Annotated in this window: 15 protein-coding genes; 7 read left to right on the plus strand and 8 right to left on the minus strand. The window is 60.4% G+C overall.

Annotation, left to right across the window (positions count from 1 at the left end; all coding sequences use genetic code 11):
* Nucleotides 1-38: 38 nt before the first annotated feature.
* Nucleotides 39-2093 (minus strand): S9 family peptidase, encoded by a 2055-nt coding sequence (locus ACEN8R_RS02665; RefSeq protein ID WP_064619681.1) that lies wholly within the window; start codon nt 2091-2093, stop codon nt 39-41.
* A 102-nt stretch (nt 2094-2195) separates the two neighbouring features.
* On the opposite strand from ACEN8R_RS02665, the gene ACEN8R_RS02670 reads away from it, so the two are divergent.
* From ACEN8R_RS02670 to ACEN8R_RS02680, 3 genes are read left to right on the plus strand one after another with little or no spacing between them, the layout of a single operon-like run.
* Nucleotides 2196-2693, plus strand: a complete 498-nt coding sequence (locus ACEN8R_RS02670) for a hypothetical protein (RefSeq protein WP_019580815.1) — start codon at nt 2196-2198, stop codon at nt 2691-2693.
* A gap of 32 nt (nt 2694-2725) precedes the next feature.
* Nucleotides 2726-3502, plus strand: coding sequence for a class II glutamine amidotransferase (locus tag ACEN8R_RS02675; protein WP_007934123.1), 777 nt, complete (start codon nt 2726-2728; stop codon nt 3500-3502).
* 14 nt (nt 3503-3516) lie between these two features.
* On the plus strand, nt 3517-4059 hold the full coding sequence (locus ACEN8R_RS02680; RefSeq protein ID WP_019580813.1) for a DUF2937 family protein: 543 nt from the start codon (nt 3517-3519) through the stop codon (nt 4057-4059).
* Between the two features lie 63 nt (nt 4060-4122).
* Here ACEN8R_RS02680 and ACEN8R_RS02685 read toward each other — a convergent pair whose 3' ends face one another.
* The 4 genes from ACEN8R_RS02685 to ACEN8R_RS02700 form a co-directional block, all read right to left on the minus strand.
* Nucleotides 4123-6234 carry a TonB-dependent receptor gene (locus tag ACEN8R_RS02685; protein WP_018926753.1) on the minus strand — a complete coding sequence of 704 codons (2112 nt, stop codon included), beginning with the start codon at nt 6232-6234 and terminating at the stop codon, nt 4123-4125.
* Nucleotides 6235-6247: 13 nt separating this feature from the next.
* Nucleotides 6248-7459: an MFS transporter gene (locus ACEN8R_RS02690; protein ID WP_018926752.1), complete on the minus strand. Its 1212-nt coding sequence runs from the start codon at nt 7457-7459 to the stop codon at nt 6248-6250.
* Entirely contained in the window at nt 7449-9371 is a 1923-nt protein-coding gene (locus ACEN8R_RS02695) for an IucA/IucC family protein (RefSeq protein WP_495624564.1), read from the minus strand. The genes ACEN8R_RS02690 and ACEN8R_RS02695 overlap by 11 nt, the downstream gene beginning before the upstream one ends.
* Before the next feature lie 109 nt (nt 9372-9480).
* Nucleotides 9481-10410, minus strand: coding sequence for a LysR family transcriptional regulator (locus ACEN8R_RS02700; RefSeq protein ID WP_018926750.1), 930 nt, complete (start codon nt 10408-10410; stop codon nt 9481-9483).
* A 160-nt stretch (nt 10411-10570) separates the two neighbouring features.
* Between ACEN8R_RS02700 and ACEN8R_RS02705 the strand changes: the two genes are divergently transcribed.
* From ACEN8R_RS02705 to ACEN8R_RS02720, 4 genes are all read left to right on the plus strand, one after another.
* On the plus strand, nt 10571-11857 hold the full coding sequence (locus ACEN8R_RS02705) for an MFS transporter (RefSeq protein ID WP_018926749.1): 1287 nt from the start codon (nt 10571-10573) through the stop codon (nt 11855-11857).
* Nucleotides 11858-11935: 78 nt separating this feature from the next.
* On the plus strand, nt 11936-12688 hold the full coding sequence (locus ACEN8R_RS02710; protein WP_018926748.1) for a 5-oxoprolinase subunit PxpA: 753 nt from the start codon (nt 11936-11938) through the stop codon (nt 12686-12688).
* A complete protein-coding gene (pxpB, locus tag ACEN8R_RS02715) occupies nt 12685-13389 on the plus strand; it encodes a 5-oxoprolinase subunit PxpB (RefSeq protein WP_018926747.1) in 705 nt (234 codons plus the stop codon). The genes ACEN8R_RS02710 and pxpB overlap by 4 nt, the downstream gene beginning before the upstream one ends.
* The gene (locus ACEN8R_RS02720; RefSeq protein WP_018926746.1) at nt 13386-14312 is read left to right on the plus strand and encodes a 5-oxoprolinase subunit C family protein; all 927 of its coding nucleotides are present in this window, start codon (nt 13386-13388) and stop codon (nt 14310-14312) included. The genes pxpB and ACEN8R_RS02720 overlap by 4 nt, the downstream gene beginning before the upstream one ends.
* Nucleotides 14313-14424: 112 nt before the next feature.
* Here ACEN8R_RS02720 and ACEN8R_RS02725 read toward each other — a convergent pair whose 3' ends face one another.
* The 3 genes from ACEN8R_RS02725 to ACEN8R_RS02735 form a co-directional block, all read right to left on the minus strand.
* A complete protein-coding gene (locus tag ACEN8R_RS02725) occupies nt 14425-15603 on the minus strand; it encodes a vWA domain-containing protein (protein WP_007934103.1) in 1179 nt (392 codons plus the stop codon).
* 21 nt (nt 15604-15624) lie between these two features.
* Nucleotides 15625-16470 (minus strand): AAA family ATPase, encoded by an 846-nt coding sequence (locus tag ACEN8R_RS02730; RefSeq protein WP_018926745.1) that lies wholly within the window; start codon nt 16468-16470, stop codon nt 15625-15627.
* Between the two features lie 143 nt (nt 16471-16613).
* Entirely contained in the window at nt 16614-17690 is a 1077-nt protein-coding gene (locus ACEN8R_RS02735) for a DUF748 domain-containing protein (protein ID WP_018926744.1), read from the minus strand.
* Nucleotides 17691-17735: the final 45 nt, after the last annotated feature.

Raw genomic sequence — 17735 nt, forward strand, 5'->3', positions numbered from 1 at the left:
GCGTCTGGTGTTAAGACCGGGACGCCGGGCCAAGTTCCTCAGGCAATGCCCAAAACCTTCAAAACAAATGCGTATTCGAGGGCTACGTCACGTAATCCCTGGTAGCGACCGCTCATCCCACCATGCCCGGCGCCCAATTCAGTCTTGAGCAGCAGGGGATTGGTGTCGGTTTTGGTCGCGCGCAATTTCGCCACCCACTTGGCCGCTTCCCAGTACTGCACGCGACTGTCGTTGTAGCCGGCGATCACCAGCGTTGCCGGATAGGCTTGCGCGGTGACGTTTTCATACGGGGCGTAGGCCTTGATCCGATCATAGACGTCTGGCTCTTGCGGGTTGCCCCATTCGTCGTATTCGGTGACGGTCAGCGGCAACTCTGGGTCGAGCATGGTGTTGAGCACGTCGACGAACGGCACTTCGGCTATTGCCGCACCGAACAGCTCCGGCCGCTGATTGAGCACCGCGCCGATCAGCAGGCCACCGGCGCTGCCGCCACTGATTGCCAGCTGCGATGAGGTGGTGAAACCGTTGGCGATCAGGTGTTCGGCGCAGGCGATGAAGTCGCTGAAAGTGTTGTGCTTGTGTTCCTGCTTGCCGGCGCGATACCAGGCTTCACCCAATTCACCGCCGCCGCGAACATGCGCGATGGCAAACGCCATGCCGCGATCCAGCAGGCTCAGGCGGGCGTGGGAGAACCACGGGTCGAGGCTTTCGCCGTAAGCGCCATATCCGTACAGATAAAGTGGCGTCGGTTTACCGAGGAATTCGCGTTTGACCACCAGGCTGATCGGCACTTGTGTACCGTCCGGCGCCGTCGCCCAAAGCCGCTGGCTGACGTACGCGTCGGCGTCGAACGGGCCGAGCACCGGGGTTTCCTTGAGGACTTTCTGCTCGCCGGTGGCCAGGATCAGTTGACGGATTTGCGCCGGACGGTTCAAGGCCTCGTAGCGCAGACGGATTCTGTCGCTGACAAATTCCAGGCTGTTCTGCACATGCAGGCTGTAGGCCGCATCCGGTAATTGCACGCGATACGGCGCCAGGCCTTGTGGGCGGACTTCAATGATCGGCAGGCCGCCTTCACGCAGGCTCAAGGTCATGGCCTCGGCGTTCAGGCTCATGCCATCGATCATCACCGCGTCGCTGTGGGGGATCAGGTTCTGCCAGTCGGCTTCGGTCGGCGCGACGCCGGTGTCGGCGGCCTGGTACAGGGCGAAGTTGATGCCGTCGCGGTTGGTGCGGATCAACCACGTCCACTCGCCATCGAGTTTGCCGTGGTCGACATCGTACTCATGGTCTTCGACCCGTGGTGCCAGGCAGGTAAAGGCCTGATGGGGCAGCGAGGCGTCGAGCACCCAGACTTCGCTGGTGGTCTTGCTGCCCAGCGACAGCAGCAATTGCCGTTCGGAACTTGAGCGGTAGCAATGCAGGAAGAATCGGCCGTCCGGTTCATGGAACACTTCTTCGGCGGCGGTGCCGTCCAGCCGATAGCGGAACAGTTTGTGCGGGCGATGGGTGTCGTCGAGTTCACCGAAGAACAGCGTCAGGCTGTCATTGGCCCAGGTCATGCTGCCGTCGCAGTCCTGGAATTCCAGTTCGCTGACGCGGCCGCTGGACAACTCCTTCACGAACAGCGTGTAAACCTCCTCGCCACTGGAATCGATGCTGTAGGCCAGGCGCTGGTGGTCCGGGCTGACGCTGAACGCGCCCAGGGAAAAGAAACCGCCCTTGGCCAGCACGTTCGGATCGAGTAGCAGGAGTTCCTGGCTTTCGTCGATGTGCAGGCTGCCATCGGTCGGAAGTGGGCAGCGGTAATGACGGGCGTATTCGTCGCCGGCCGTGGTGCGGGTGTAATACAGGTACGGGCCCCAGGGCGAGGGCAGCGACAGATCGGTTTCGAGAATCCGCCCCTTGATCTCTTCGAACAGGATTTCGCGCAGCCCGGCCTGATCGGCGGTTTGCGCCTCCTGATAGCGGTTTTCAGCTTTCAAGTAATCGAGCACTGCGTCGGTGTCGCGCTCCTGCAGCCAGGCATACGGGTCATCGCCGTCGGCCTTGTGGGCAATGGGCGCGTCGGAAACGTTGGCGGATAGGGGCATGAAGGACTCTCGAACGTTGTACGAAATTGGGGGATCGCAGACGGCGGGGCAGCCTGAAGTGCGAAAAGTCGTTACTATAAGCGCCTCTTTGCCTGCCTTGCCATGGACACCATGACCGAGAACGACTATCTGATCGCTTGGGGCCTCTACGCCTTTGCCGCTTTAGGCTGCCTGTTGGTGTGGATGCGCATCACCCGCTGGATGTGGCGCTGGCTGCGTGAGCCGCTGCGGCTGCTGATGGCGGTGTTGCTGTTTAGCCCGACCATCATCGACCCGGTGAAGGAAAAGGTTGCCCCGGCCATTGCCATTACTGCACTGGATCTACTGTTCAAGGTCGGCAACAACGCCTGGCGGGCGATTTCCGACCTGTTCATGTACGGCATGATTGCCTTCGGTCTTTATCTGGTGCTCGTGGCGATCCGTTTCCCGATCGAGCGCGCATCCAAGGCTCGTAAGGAGCGGGCGGAGGCCGCCAAGGCTGCGGCGCGGGCCGACGAGCCTGAAGGCGATCAACCGTTCGGCGGTGCCGGTGATGATCGTTACGGCCGGCCACCGGTGCCGAGCAACCCGCAGCGTTTGCGGGTTGAACCACGTCTGTAACAGTGCCCCTGCCTTTCATCGAGAGTCCGAGCATGTGTGAGTTATTGGGCATGAGCGCCAATGTCCCGACCGATATCGTGTTCAGCTTCACCGGGCTGATGCAGCGCGGCGGCCGCACCGGACCGCACCGTGACGGTTGGGGCATCGCTTTCTATGAAGGCCGTGGCCTGCGCCTGTTTCAGGACCCGGCGGCGAGCAGCGAGTCGGAAGTGGCGAACCTGGTGCAGCGCTATCCGATCAAGAGCGAAGTGGTGATCGGCCACATCCGCCAGGCCAATGTCGGCAAGGTCTGCCTGTCCAACACCCATCCGTTTGTGCGCGAGTTGTGGGGTCGCAACTGGTGTTTCGCCCACAACGGCCAGTTGGCCGACTTCAACCCGACCGCCAGTTTCTACCGCCCCGTCGGCGATACCGACAGCGAAGCGGCATTCTGCGATTTGCTCAACCGGGTGCGTGCTGCGTTCCCTGAGCCGGTAGAGATCGAAGAACTGCTGCCAGACCTGGTGGCCGCTTGTGCCGAGTACCGCAGCAAAGGCGTGTTCAACTGCTTGCTCAGCGACGGCGACTGGCTGTTCTGCTACTGCTCGACCAAACTGGCGCAAATCACTCGCCGTGCCCCGTTCGGCCCGGCACGCTTGAAGGACGTCGATGTGATCGTCGACTTCCAGGCCGAAACCACGCCCAACGACGTGGTTACGGTGATCGCCACCGAACCCTTGACCGAAAACGAAACCTGGACCCGCTACGAACCGGGCCAATGGAGCCTCTGGCGACGCGGTGAATGCGTCAGCCAGGGCAAGACCGAATAAGGATCTCTCCCCCCATGTTGCTCAGTTATCTACGGCTGGTGTTGTTTGCGGCAGGCCTGTTGATCGGTGTCCAGGTGCCTGGGTTCATCAGTGACTATGCCAAGCGGGTCGAAGCGCATCTGATCGAGGCGCAAAGCGGTTTGAGCGGTTTTCAGGGCACTGCCAATCAGTTTTTCAAGGGCGATATGCAGGCGCTGGTGGCCCATTACCGTGCCAGCGAAGACCCGATCTTTCGCAGCGATGCCGACAGCCTGAGCACCTTGCTCACCCGTCAACTGGCCCTCGACAAGCAATTCCAGGCCATGCAGGGACCGTGGTACATCCGCTTCCTGCAAGTGGTGCTGGCGGCCGACCCGGATATTCGCAAGGAAACCTGGAACGGCTACAGCTACCAGATCCTGCTGACGCCGGAAGCGATGATCTGGGGCATGAGCGGCGCGTTGCTGCTGTCGTTCGGCATTGAATGCCTGTTCCGACTGATCGACTGGGTGGTGCTGGGCGGCAAGCGCCTGCGCCAGAGCCGGCCGATCGAAGAGCGGGATTTGCGCGGGTTGTAACACTGGAGCCGACTTGCCGGCGATTGCCGCGAGATCGCATCGCTGGCAAGCCGGCTCCTGTTTTTACCAATCGACCGAGTAACTCATGCTCAGCGTGCGGCCTTCGGCATTGGCGTACGGCGCTCTGGCGTTGGCTTGGGTGAACAGGTTCTGGTACGTGCGATTGGTCAGGTTGTACACGCCGCCTTCAAGACGACCGACCGGCAGTTGCACGGAGCCGAGCAGGTCCACCAGCGTATAACCTTCGATGTCGCGTCCATTGTCGTCCTTGGCGGCGGCATCGTAATTGGCCAAACGCATGCCTTGCAGGCGCAGGCTGTAGTCGTCTTCGGTGTAGCCGACGAACAGTGTGGTCTTGGCGGGTGAGATGCGTGTGGCCGGCAGATCGATCCATTTGCCGTTCTGCTCGGTCTCGCCTTTGGCCCAGGCATAAGTGCCACCCACCGACCAGTGATCGGTCGCGCGGTAGGTCAGGCTGTTTTCGATGCCGCGAACTCGCTCTTTCTGGTTGATCAGGCGCAATACGCGATCATTGGCATCGTAGAATTGGGTCACGTCCGAGGTGTTTTCGTACACGGTGACGTCGGCTTGCCACTGGTCCCAATTGCCACGCCAGCCCAACTCGTAACTGTCGACCTTGATGGCCTGGGCGTTAAGACTCTGGATGTCGAAGGTGCTGCTGACGTCACGCATGAAGCGCTGGATATCCGGCAGCGAAAACCCCTGGCTGTAATTGGCGAAGACGTCCTGGTTTTCACTCAGGTGGTAGACCGCCCCCAGGTTGTACAGCGTGGCGTCGTATTTGAGGGTGTCACCGGGCAGCGTTGCGCGTATGCCGGTCTGGACGATCTGACCGTAGGCGATGCTGTCGGAGACGTCGCTTTCGATCCATTCACGGCGCACTCCGCCACGCAAGGTCCAGTCTCCGATGTCCCAGGACATCTGTCCGAACAGCGATTTAGTGGTGGTTTCGATGTCCGGGCCCAGCTCGTAGGTGGTGCCGGTCTTGGTGTAGTTCAGGCCATTGAGCGTGTATTGATCACCTCGTTGACGGGAGCGCTCATTGTCATAGTCGGCGCCCCAGACCAGATTGCCCGTGGCGCTTCCGATCGCCGGCAGCGGCGTGTCGATGGCCGCGCGCAGGCCGTAGACGTCCTGCACACTGTTGTTGTTGGAGATCCCGGCTCTGCCTCGCGACAGGTCTGGAAAGAACAGTGCATCGGCGCGGCGCCAGTAGCTTTCCAGTTGCAGGCCCTGACCGTAGAAGTCCTTGTCGGTGTAGTTGAGATTGACCGCCTGGTTATGGGTATAGGGTTGGTCGTCGAGTTTCAGCCCTTTGACGGCCACCGCTTGCTGCGAGTTTTTCGGGTCTTTGGTGTAGCCGGTGTCCTGCTGGTCCTTGTAGTCCTGCAGCGACAGGCTGATTTTCTTGTCGGCATCCAGTTCGTAACCGAAACGACCTTGCAGGTCATAGGTTTCGGTGTCCATGTTGCTGCCCTGGGAGGTGTCCTGGGGGATGCGGTTGCCATTGCCGTCGAACTGATCGTTGCGCTGGGTCAGGTCGGCGGACACATACCAGTCCAACGCATCCTTGCGCCCGGTGGCACTCTGGAAAGCTTCGTAGGCGAAGCCTTTTCTATTGAGGTTGTTACCGCTGGTCAGGCCCAGTTTGCTGCTGTAGGCAATGTCCTGGCCCTGATTGCGCTTGGTGATGATGTTGATGATGCCGCCTGAAGCACCGGCCCCGTAAATGCTGCTGGCGCCGGAGATCACTTCGATGCGTTCGATGCTGGCCGGGGCGATGCTGTTGAGCTGGCGGAAGTTGTCACGGGTGGCGTTCTGCGATACGCCGTCGATCAACACCAGCATGTTGCGCCCGCGCAGGGTCTGGCCGAAGTTGCTCATCCCGCCGCTGGATGGCGCAATACCCGGGACCAATTGCCCGAGGATGTCGGAGACCCGGCGACCCGCGCCGCTCTGCTCACGGACTTGCTGCTCGTCGATCACCTGGACCGAGCCCGGAATCGAAGCGATGCTTGCTTCGCTGCGAGTCGCGGACACGACGGTGGCTTGCATGTTCAAGGTGCCGGGCTGCTGTTCGGTGTCCTCGGCCCAGGCCTGGGCGCTGAAGGTGCCAAGTAGCGGGATCAGCAGGGAGAGTTTGGTTCGGGTCATGACGTGGTCTTTTTTAGTTGTGATAAGTGTGGGGCGATAAGGTCGAACGGTCAGGCGTAGCGTTGAACGACCGCACCCAGCGGATGCCGATGGCGGCTATGGCGTAGGTCAGTGCCACCAGCCAGAAACTGTGGGCCAGGCCCACCAGGCCCATGCCGATACCGCCAAGGACGACACCGAGCAGAGCACCAGCCTTTGCCGCACTGTTACCGAGGCCGAGCGCGAAGCCCTGCTGGGTGATGGAAACGGTGTTGGCGATCAGGGCATAGGCGACGGGCAGCAGGGCGCCTTGCCAGATGCCCCAGACGAGTCGGCTGACGAGAAAGCCCAGCCATTCATTGGCCAATGCCGTGGCCGCCAGCGTCAGGGCACATAACCAGGCCACGCCTTCGATGACGCGCAGGGTGTAGGCCGGCTGCCAGCGGTCGAACAGGCGTCCCCACAGCGGGGCGGAAATGGCCAGGGTCGCGGCGCTCGCCGCGTAGGTGGCGCCGATCAGCCAGCTTGGGGCATGCAGAATGTTCGCGACATATAGGGCGTAGAACGACTGCGGCATCATCTTCGCCGCCTGAATCAACACGATCACCAACAGGATTCCACTGAGCCAGCCTTTGGGCAGGGCCACCGGCTCAACAGGTTTTTTCTTCGCGGTTCGCGCCTTGTCGGCCGGCAGGAAAAAACTCCCCAGTGCGCACAGCAGGCAAATCGCCGTCGCGCCATAACACAGCAAGGCAAACCCCGAGACGTCCATCAGCCAGCCACCCAGCACCGGGCCGATCAACGAGCCGACGGCGGTTGCCGATTGCAGGCGGGCCAGGGTGTGACCCCGTCTGGCACTGTCGCAGCAGGCCAGGGCATAGGCTTGCGCGGCCGCGAGAAAACCGGCCAATGCGCCTTGCATCACGCGAATACCCACCAGCAGCCACGGGTCGAGGGTGATGGCTGCCAAGCCTTGGCACAGCGCGAGGGCCAGCAACGCCCGAACAATCATCGGTTTGTGCCCGGTGCGATCCCCCAGCCGACCCCACAGGGGGGTCAGCAACATGGCCGCCAGCATCGGGCCGGCATAGACCATCGCCGATAACAGCGCGGTGTAGCCGGCGCCTTCGGGCCCGAGCAGATGCTGGATCTGCAAGGGCCAGAACGGGCCGCTCATCTCCATGGCGCCCATGGAGACAAACTGGATGACGATCAGCAGTCGCAAGGCGCGACCGTCAGCGAGCATGGGTGTTGGGTCGCAGCGGGTTACTCAGGCGTCCGACGATGTCGGCATGACTGTCGAGCAAGCGCATGCGCATGAACGATTTGGCGGGCCAATCCTGTTCCAGCAAGGCCTGGCGTTCGCTTTCCCAGCGTGCCGGTTCAACGCGCTCGCGCAAGGTCTCGAAGCACTGTGCAACGTGCGCTGCCAATCGCTCCCACAGGATATTTTCCGGCACATTCCAGTGGCGGGCACAAAGCAAGGTCAGCTCACCGAGGTGGCACATGAAAGTGGTGTGCAGGAGTTTGTCGCGGACAAAGCCGGCGTCGTCATACAGGGTCATTTTCGGATCGTGCAGCTGGATATCCAGACCCTTGGCGTGCAGGGTTTTGCGATCGATACGAACGTCGCCGAAATCACGCAACAGCAGCCGATTCAGCTGCCCGTCAGCGCCCATCACCATGAAACTGTTTTGCTGGTGCGCTTCGAACGCCACGCCGTACATCAGATAGATGCCCAGCAGACTTGGTACGGCAATCGACAGGTAATCATCGAAGAACGTCAGCATGGCCTCGCTGTCGTCCCGGCCTTGAGCCAGTCTGACCCAATCACGCAGCAACGGTTGTTCGAATTCGTTGACGGCGAACAGGCTGCCGACCGGCACCGCCAACTCGCCTGCTTGCAGCAGGGTCAGCGGGTTGTCGCGATACAGCACGCCAGCATGCCGGGAGCGTTCGTCATCGGCCGGCAGTGGTGCGTAATGCACGCCGATGCGCTCTGGAACGATGTTCAGCAGGCGTTGAATCTGCGGTTCCTGATCGAGGATATCCAATACCAGTTGGCTGATGCGCGGACCCATCCGGGCCGAGCGCGGCGACACGGTGCGCTGCACGCTGGTCAGGCGCAAAGCCACCGGCAGTTTGACCATCGGTGCCGTGCGACTGGCCTGCGGCAGGACCGTGCGGAAGGACATGGTCGGGTGGCCGGTAAACGCCACGATGTCAGTGACGATCAGCAGGTTGTCGGCGATCTCGTTGGCGAATGAATGTGGCAGCTCTTCATGGGCTTGCCATGGGTGCGACGGCAGCGGGAGGTAGTCCTTTGCGTCCAGGCCCAGCTGCTGCAAATGGCGTTGCAATTGCTCGGCGGCTTGTGGGAAGTGACCTTGCCACCAATCCCAGTAGTCCGTGGTGCCAGCCAGCGCTTCAACATGTGCGTACTGGCGGTGCAGGGCGCACAGCACGATCGGAAAACTCGCTTCGAATTCTGGCGAGAAAGCGATGACCTGAGCGGCGCTCAAGCCCAGTTTGGTCTTGTAGTTCGGGTGCCACGGATGGCCGAGAGTCCCCCACTGTTCGAGCAGCGATGTAGGGTTCTGGTGGCAGGGGCTGGCTTTGAGCCAGGCGAGCAGATTGTCATCGTATCCGGTGTCGATCTGCTCTCTCAGGCGCTCGGTCCATCCGTGGTGAAACGCCAGGCACAGGGTGTCGTTGCTGAAGCTGTCATCCAGCTCCCGGGCCAGACGTTCCAGTACCTGCGGGGAGGCTGGCGGATTGAGCTGAGTGCTGAGGTGAGCGAGCAGTTCGCTGGGCAACTGGATTTTGTGCGGCAGTTTGTCGGGGGTGTGCAGGACGATGCTGCCGCGTACGTCCCAGCTGTTCATTCTGCTGCTGGACAAATGCTCGAAGCAAAGATGCGCGCCATCGCCAAGCGGCAGCCAGCAGCGGCTGGTGTCGTCGTATTCGCAGGTGTCGGGATCAATCAGCTCTTCACGGAACAGCGCCTGGATCAGGCGTTGGAAACAGCGCTGGGCGGCGGGCTCCAGGGCATTGCTCAAATGATCGAGCGTGATGCGGTGGGACTGGAAAGCCTGAGTACCGAGAGCTTCGCTCCAGTGAGCGAGCAATTGCTGCTGTTGTTGCGTGTAATCGCGCATCAGGTCCGACTCCTTCTGGACAATTGATTCTGAAAGCGCGCAAAGAATACCGTTTTGAAAAATTAATGCAAATGATAGTGGTTCATATTTACACTTCGGAAAATGCCTTTCAGGCTCTGGCCTGCGGTTTGCTCAAGACGATGTAGTGCTCGCCCACTTTCTGCGCATAACACTCCACGACTTGCTGACACAGCGCCACGATTTCTTCGACCCACTCCACACCCACCCGCCACGACACCACCACCGGCAAATTCGCTGGTCGCTGATCGATGGCCAGCAAGGTCAACTCTCCCCGGGCCAATTCCTCGGCCACCAGCACGGGCGACAGTGCGCCTATACCGAAACCGTCCCGCAGCAATCGGGTAATCGCCGACACCGAGTTCACGCAGTTCAGCCGTGGCGCCATGACCCCGTTGGCCTGCATCAGGCTCAAGATGTCCTGGTGCGGACGGGAGTTTTTCGAATAGGTGATGATCCGCTCCCGTGCCAGGTCGGCGACACCTGAATACTCACGGTTGTAGATGGAATTGCTGGCCACGATCCAGCCCATCGGATGACTGGCCAGCTCCAGGCTGCGCACGCTTTCCTGGCGCAGCAGGTCGGTTTGCAGGATCAGATCGAGAAAGCCTTTTTGCAGCTGATCGCAGAGGTTGAGCGCGGTATCGGCCACCAGCTCGATTTCCACCAGCGGATAGTGATCCATCATCTGTGCCACCAACGGGCTGAGCCAGGTGTGGATCACCGTGTCCATGACGCCGATCCGCACCCGCCCGGCCTTGCTCGAACGCGTTTCGATCGACTGCTTGAGCGACTGCATCGTCTCCATCATCTGCTCGGCATATTCGAGCACTTTCAGGCCTTCGGGGGTCAGGCTCACGCCGCGGGAGTCGCGCAGAAACAGCTTCACCCCAAGCTCGCTTTCGAGCACGGCGATGCGGCTGGAAATCGACGCCTGGGTGGTGAAGAGCTTGTCTGCCGTCAGGCGAAAACTCTTGAGTCGGGCAACCCAGACAAACGTCTCGAGAAACTTCAGGTTCATGGGGTCAGCTCGTGGATAAAGTTTTTCTTATGTCTAGGGCGGGTTTTTATTAGTTGGACGCAGCAGGGCCAACCGCCCAAAAATCAGGCCATCCGGTTCCCACGATAGGCGTCGTCGGGGCTCAGAACAATACCAATAAAATATGCACGGAGATTTTGCCATGAGTGCGCCCGACACCCTCGACATCCCCAAAACCACGGCTCGCCCGGGACCTTTTGACTGGTACCGCAACATCAACAAGCAGGAGCGTCGCACGTTCTGGAGCTGCAAGATCGGCTATGGCCTGGATGGCATGGACACCCAGATGCTCAGCTTCGTGGTACCGACCCTGATTGCCATGTGGGGCATCACCACCGGCCAGGCCGGGCTGATCCACACCAGCACCCTGATCGCCTCGGCCATCGGTGGTTGGGTGGCGGGGATTCTCTCCGACCGCATCGGTCGGGTGCGTACCTTGCAACTGACGGTGCTGTGGTTTGCGTTCTTCACTTTCCTCTGCGGCTTCGCCCAGAACTACGAGCAACTGTTGATTAGCCGCACGTTGATGGGCTTCGGTTTCGGTGGTGAATGGACCGCCGGCGCGGTGCTGATGGGCGAAGTGATCCGCGCCAAGGACCGTGGCAAAGCCGTCGGCATGGTGCAGTCGGGTTGGGCGTTGGGGTGGGGGCTGACAGCGATTCTGTATGCGCTGCTGTTCTCGCTGTTGCCGCCCGAAGACGCCTGGCGGGCACTGTTCATCCTCGGCATCGTGCCGGCGATTTTCGTGATCTTCGTCCGTCGCCTGGTCAAGGACCCAGAAATCTACCGCGAAGCCAAGGCCAGGCAAGAGCCAAGCAACCCGGCGAAGTTCTACGAGATTTTCGCCCCTGGCATCCTCTTCACCACGATTCGCGCTTCGATATTGACCACCGGCGCCCTCGGCGGTTACTACGCGATCACCTCCTGGCTGCCGACGTTTCTGAAGAACGAGCGGGGCTTGAGCGTACTCGGCACGGGCGGTTATCTGGCGATGGTGATCATCGGGTCTTACGTCGGTTATGTAATCAGCGCGTATCTGACTGACATCCTTGGTCGTAAAAAGAACTTCATTCTGTTTGCCGTCGGCTCGTTCACTATTGTTCTGCTGTACACCCAATTGCCGGTCAGCAACGGCGTGATGCTCTGGCTGGGCTTCCCCTTGGGCTTCTTCGCTTCGGGGATTTTCAGTGGCATGGGGTCGTTTCTGACCGAGTTGTTTCCAACGCGGATTCGCGGCTCGGGCCAGGGTTTTTGCTACAACATCGGTCGGGCACTGGCGGCGTTGTTTCCGCTGCTGATCGGCTTGCTCAGTCAGAAGGTGCCATTGAGCGTGGGAATCGGGGCTTTCGCGGCGGTGTCCTACGGGGTGGTGATCCTGGCGGCGCTCAGCTTGCCGGAAACCCGTGGCAAACAACTCGACGCCGAATAACCGAATGTCCGGTAACTGATAATCTGAGGGGCAGATGCCCTTCAGCTAAAAAGACAAAAGCCTACAGGAGTGTTCACCGTGAACCGCCTGCTATTGAACTGCGACATCGGCGAGAGTTTCGGCAACTGGACCATGGGTCTGGACGCCGAGGTCATGCCCTTCATCGACTGCGCCAACATCGCCTGCGGTTTCCATGCCGGCGACCCGAGCATCATGCGCAAGACCGTCAGCCTGGCCCTGAGCAACGGCGTGCAGATCGGCGCGCATCCGGCCTATCAGGATCTGGTCGGTTTCGGCCGCCGCTCCATGGCGTATACCGCCCAGGAACTGCAGGACCTGTTGCACTACCAGATCGGTGCCCTCGACGGCATTTGCCGGGCTCAGGGCGGGCGGGTGAGTTACGTCAAACCTCACGGCGCGATGTACAACGACATGATGGCCAACCCGGCGCAATTGCGCGCGGTGATCCAGGCCGTGGCGGCCTATGACCGGACGCTGCCGCTGATGCTGATGGCCACCCGCGACAACAGCGCGGCCCAGCAGTTGGGTGACGAATACGGTGTGACCCTGTGGTTTGAAGCCTTCGCCGATCGCGCTTACGACAGCGCCGGAATGCTGGTCTCGCGGCAACTGCCGGGGGCCGTGCATCACGATCCCGAGAAAATCATCGAACAGGCGCTGATCATTGCCCGCGGTGACAACCTCACGGCCAACGATGGCAGCGCCTTGCACTTGCAGGCCAATACCTTGTGCGTACACGGTGACAACGCCAGTTCGGTGGCCGCCGTGCGGCGCATTCGCGAGGCCTTGAATCAGCAGAGCGCATCATGAAACCACGGGTGGAAGTGGTGGCGCTCGATTGCCTGATGGTGCGCCTGTTCGATGAAATTGCCGAGGCCAACATGCCGTGGATGCTGGCCGCCAGTGAGCGTTTGCGAGAAGCATTCGCCAGCCATTTGATCGATCTGGTGCCGTCCTACACAACGTTGATGGTGCATTACGATCTGATGGCATTGAACCCGGCCCAGGCCCGGGAGTTGATCGCTCAAGCCCTGATCGATCTGACGCCCAACGCTCGGGCCAAGGGTAAATGCCATGTGCTGCCGGTCTGGTATGACTTGAGCGTTGGGCCGGAGTTGAACCTGTTGTCCCAGCGTAGCGGCTTGGCGGTGAATGAAGTGATCCGCCGTCACAGCGAACACGAGTATCAGGTGTTCGCGTTGGGCTTCGCGCCGGGGTTCGCGTTCATGGGGTTGGTGGAAGAAGTGTTGGCCGCACCGCGTCTGAGTACCCCGCGCAAAAAAGTCGCCGCCGGCAGTGTCGGCATCGCCGAACGCCAGACGGCGGCTTATCCGGTAGTGTCCCCCGGCGGCTGGAACCTGATCGGTCGCACACCGGCCAAATTGTTCGACCGTGAACGCGACGGCTACAGCTTGATGCAACCGGGCGATACGGTGCGCTTCGAGGCGGTCAGTCATGCCGAGTTCATCAACCTGGGCGGTGACGACACGCCGTTGGAGACCTTGGCATGAGCCGACTGACGATTGAAGCAAGTACACCGCTTTGCCTGTTGCAGGACGCCGGGCGATTTGGTGTGCGGCATCTGGGCGTGACCCAGGGCGGCGGACTGGATTGGCGATCGATGTCGTGGGCCAATTGGCTGTTGGGCAACGGGCTGGATGCGTCGGTGATCGAAATTACCCTCGGCGGGTTCAGTGTGGTGGCCGAGGACGATTGCTTGCTGGCATTGGCTGGTGCCGATCTTGGGGCGCAGATTGATGGCCAGCCCTTGGCGCCGTGGCGCAGTTTCAAACTGGGCAAAGGTCAACGATTGCAATTCACGCAACCGTTGCTTGGCGCTCGGGCGTACCTCGCGGCACCAGGCGGGTTTGATGCGCCGAAGGTGCTGGGCAGCACTGCGACTGTGGTGCGTGAGGAACTCGGCGGCCTCGACGGCATGGGCCGGGCGTTGGCCAAGGGATCGTCGTTGAAGTACTCCACCGAGGCGCCGCTGCTGGTACGGGAACTGCCTCGCGAGCACGTTCCGGATTTCAACCTCGATACGCCGCTGGACCTGGTGCTTGGTGCGCAAATCGGTGAATTCAGCGGGCAGAGTCTGTTTGACGCATTCAACAGCGCCTGGACCCTCGACAGTCGCGCCGATCGCATGGGCATTCGTCTGTTGGGAACGGCTTTGCAGTATCAGGGCAAGCCGATGATTTCCGAAGGCATCCCGCTGGGGGCGGTCCAGGTGCCGCCGGATGGGCAGCCGATTGTGCTGCTCAATGACCGGCAGACCATTGGCGGTTATCCGCGGTTGGGGGCGTTGACGCCGTTGGCATTGGCGCGTCTGGCGCAGTGTCTGCCGGGGGCGAAGGTGCGGTTGAAACCGGTGGTGCAGGACGTCGCGCATCGCGAACAAGTCGAGTATTTGCGCCGGTTTGTTAACCGTTAAAAGCTTCGCGGGCAAGCCTCGCTCCTACAGGTTCAATGCATGACGCACGAACACCGAAACCTGTAGGAGCGAGGCTTGCCCGCGAAGGCGGCATCACAGACAACAACAATCTTTATTTGGAAAGAAACCGCATCCCTTCCTCCAACCCCCGCAACGTCAGCGGATACATTTGATCATCGATCAAATCCCGCACGATGTTGGTCGACGAGGTGTAGCCCCAGGTGTCTTTCGGGTACGGGTTGATCCAGATGAGCTTCTTGTACTTTTCCTTGAAGCGCTGCATCCACACGTAACCGGCTTCTTCGTTCCAGTGCTCGACGCTGCCGCCGGCCTGGGTGATTTCATAGGGCGCCATGGCGGCGTCGCCGATGAAGATCACTTTGTAGTCGGCGCCGTACTTGTGCAGCAAGTCCTGGGTGGCGGTGCGCTCGGAGGTGCGGCGCATGTTGTTCTTCCACACCGATTCATAAATGAAGTTGTGGAAGTAGAAGTACTCCAGATGCTTGAACTCGGTCTTGCAGGCCGAGAACAGCTCTTCGCAGATCTTCACGTGGGCATCCATCGAGCCGCCGATGTCGAACAGCAGCAGCAACTTGACGGTGTTGCGCCGCTCCGGACGCATCTGGATGTTCAACAACCCGGCATCGCGCGCGGTGTGGTCGATGGTGCCGTCGATGTCCAGTTCTTCCGCCGCGCCCTGACGGGCGAATTTACGCAAGCGACGCAGGGCGACCTTGATGTTGCGCGTGCCCAGTTCCACCGAATCGTCGAGGTTCTTGTACTCGCGCTGATCCCAGACTTTCACCGCTTTGCCCTGACGCTTACCGGCATCGCCGACCCGAATGCCTTCCGGGTTGAAACCGCCGGAACCGAACGGGCTGGTGCCGCCGGTGCCGATCCATTTGTTGCCGCCGGCATGGCGTTCTTTCTGTTCTTCCAGGCGTTTCTTGAACTCTTCGATCAGCTTGTCCAGGCCGCCGAGGGACTGGATCGCGGCCCGCTCTTCGTCGGTCAGGGAGCGTTCGAATTCCTTGCGCAGCCAGTCTTCGGGGATCAACGCCTGAAGGTGATCGTCGAGCTTTTCCAGACCGTTGAAGTAGGCACCGAACGCTCGGTCGAACTTGTCGAAATGCCGTTCGTCCTTCACCAGGATCGCCCGCGACAAGTAATAAAACTCGTCCATGTCGGCGAAGGTCACGCGCTGTTTCAGCGCGTTGATCAGGTCCAGCAGCTCACGCACCGAGACCGGCACCTTGGCTGCGCGCATTTCGTTGAACAGATTGAGCAGCATGGCGATCGCCCTTATTGGTACTTAGCGAGTGCCGCGACGGCTCATGAACGCCAGACGTTCAAGCAATTGCACGTCCTGTTCGTTCTTCACCAGAGCGCCTGCCAGCGGCGGAATGGCCTTGGTCGGATCGCGTTCGCGCAGCACCGCTTCGCCGATGTTGTCGGCCATCAGCAGTTTCAGCCAGTCCACCAGTTCGGAGGTCGAGGGCTTCTTCTTCAGGCCCGGCACCTTGCGCACGTCGAAGAACACGTCCAGCGCTTCGCTGACCAGGTCTTTCTTGATGTCCGGGTAGTGCACGTCGACGATCTTCTGCAGCGTCACGCGATCGGGGAACGCGATGTAATGGAAGAAGCAGCGGCGCAGGAAGGCGTCCGGCAGTTCTTTTTCATTGTTGGAGGTAATGATGATGATCGGACGTTTCTTGGCCTTGATGGTCTCGTCGATCTCGTAAACGTAGAACTCCATCCTGTCGAGTTCTTGCAGCAAGTCGTTGGGGAACTCGATGTCGGCCTTGTCGATTTCGTCGATCAGCAGAATCACCCGCTCTTCGGACTCGAACGCCTCCCAGAGCTTGCCCTTTTTCAGGTAGTTGCGAACGTCGTGGACCTTGTCCACGCCCAGTTGCGAATCCCGCAGACGGCTGACCGCGTCGTACTCGTACAGGCCTTGATGCGCCTTGGTGGTGGACTTGATGTGCCAGGTAATCAACTTGGCGCCGAAGGACTCGGCCAGTTGCTCGGCGAGCATGGTCTTGCCGGTGCCTGGCTCACCCTTGACCAGCAGTGGCCGCTCCAGGGTGATAGCGGCGTTGACCGCCAGCTTCAGGTCATCGGTGGCGACGTAGGCCTGGGTGCCTTCGAACTTCATCTGCTAATCCTCAAACGGTAACGCCGACCTGAACGGAACAGGGCGGGGCGCAATAGTTGTAGTGTCCGACTATAACGCGCAGCCCGGTCGACTGTGAACGCAGACGGGTTATTCAGTCTCTGAATGGGGCGTCACTTCGTGACTCATCCCGCATCCGGTTTGGGTCGTTCGTACTGGGCATTGAACGCCTCAATGAAGCCATTACGCAAAATCTGCAAAAACGCTTCAAATGCGCTGATATCTCGCTGGTGCACGCTGCCCCTGAGCTCGACGCGCGTGGCGAACTGGTTTTTCGCCTGGTTCTTCAGCACGTTCTCGGTGCCGCCGACGAGCGCTTCCCAGATGGAGCGGAAAATCCCTTTGTCCTTGTTCTCCACATCCTGTTGCCAGTTGAACACTTCGACGTCCCGCAACAGTGGCTTGATATAGCCGGTGAGTTGACCCTTATTGGCTTTGGCCTCGATGACCACGTCGCCATGGCCGGCATTGAAGTCGAACTTGCCGTAGGCCGACGCGAAGTCGTTCAGGCGTTTGAGTTCAAGGTCCCTGGCGCGCAGGCGGAACTCGAAGTCTTCGAAATTGCTCAGCGGATCGAAGGTTGCCGTTGTTTCCAGCGGTGCATTCCCCGGTAACAGCGCCTTGCCATCGAAACGGGCATCGCGTTTGCCTTTGGTGTCGACTACGTTGGTCAGGTTGTAAATGTTGGCATTGACCTGAGTAGCGCTCAGGTTCACGGGTGGTTTTGAATTGAAGTTGTGAAAGGTGACCCGGCCATCGTTGATCCGCACTTCGTTCAGGGTAATCGGCAGCAATTTTTCCAACTGTGCCCGCCAGTCGGTGCCCTGACCGGTCTGGGAGTTTTTCTTGTTGGCGCCGCCATCGACGAAGTTCACCTCGGGTTTGTCGAACTGTGCCTTGGCCACCACGGCGTGGTCGTACCAAAGTGAGTGCCAGCTGACGGAGAGGTCGATCAATGGCGCGTTGACGAACGGCACCGGGACCTTGCCCTCGACCTTGACGATTTTCAGCCCGTTGATTTTGTAGGCGCCACGCCACAAGGCCAGGTCCACGTCGGTAACCTGCCCGCGATAGTCGCCCATGTTGGCCAATCGCTCGTTCAGGTAGTCACGCACGATGTAGGGCAGGGCGATATGCACGGCAACCAGCAACATGAGGAGGCCGGCGAGGGTCAACAGGGGCCAACTGTATCGACGCTTCATGGCGGCAAATCTCTGGCGGTGTAAAGCGGTTGACTGCTATGGCAG

It is taken from the genome of Pseudomonas sp. Pseusp15, from assembly GCF_059492165.1.